Origin of the sequence: Pantoea agglomerans NBRC 102470 (assembly GCF_001598475.1) — a bacterium.
Classification (GTDB): domain Bacteria; phylum Pseudomonadota; class Gammaproteobacteria; order Enterobacterales; family Enterobacteriaceae; genus Pantoea; species Pantoea agglomerans.
The window spans coordinates 1-1031 of record NZ_BCZA01000023.1 but is presented as its reverse complement, the minus strand read 5'-3'; the positions used below and the strand labels follow the sequence as shown (position 1 = coordinate 1031).

The 1031-nt window shown below is 55.6% G+C and carries 1 protein-coding gene; it reads left to right on the top strand.

What is annotated here, in order from left to right:
• Nucleotides 1–207: 207 nt before the first annotated feature.
• On the top strand, nt 208–1031 hold an 824-nt coding region (locus tag PAG01S_RS21410; RefSeq protein WP_062759701.1), incomplete at its 3' end, for an IS110 family RNA-guided transposase.

Here is a 1031-nt window from a genome sequence, read left to right as displayed (position 1 = left end):
TTGTATCTTGTTTTCTGTAGTGGTTAGCTCCCACTACAGGAAGCAGGATGAATCTGTGTCATCCATCAGGATTCGATCCTGTGTGTCAGCCTAGATCTCCTGCTTCCCCTTTCACGCCAGCATTAACTTTGAACGGTTGCCAGGAGCAGCGACTCCGCATGCACAAGGGAAACGGGCGTGATGGTATCAGGTGAAAGGAGACGCAAAATGATTCAGCTCGGTGTTGATGTCGGGAAAAGTAAAATTGATGTCTGCCTGCTTCCGGAAGGCCCCGGGGGCAGGAAAAAAACCAAAGTGCTTTCTAACGGACCGGACGTGGCCCGGCAGTTGCTTGAGTGGCTGGCGGTCAGAAAAGTCGCTCTTTCTGAGCTACAGGTCATCCTGGAGCCGACGGGAACCTATCATGAGCATCTTGCTTATGGTCTGCATGAAAAAGGACTTCGCGTGGTGGTTGCCAGTCCGGTCCGTGTGCGGTCTTTTGCTACAGGCATGGGCATTCTGACGAAAAACGACCACGTAGATGCCCATGTTCTGGCGCTCTATGGCGCACTGCGCCAGCCGGAAGCATGGGTGCCCCCGCCACCGGCCATCCGGGAACTGAAAGCGCTGCTGAAAAGGCGCGATGCGCTGCGGGAAGATTTGCAGCGTGAGCAGAACCGGCTGGAAAAACTGCACGTCACCCGCTTTTCCACACGCGTTGAAGCTTCAGTAACAAAAATGATAGCGGCGCTGGATGCAGAGCTGCTTTCGGTCCAGCAGCAGATCGACGACCATATTGATAACCATCCGGACCTGAAGCAGGACATGAAGTACCTGACGTCGGTGAAAGGCATTGGTAAGCAGGTGGGCTCGAATATGCTGGCAGTGCTGCGTGGAAACGCCTTCAGCAGCCCGGAACAGGCGGCGGCATGGCTGGGTCTGGTTCCGCGGGAGAAACGGTCAGGCAGTTCAGTGAACGGCCGTTCACGCCTGACCAAAACGGGTCCGGCCGATTTACGGGCTAAACTGTATCTCAGCGCCATGACGGCGAT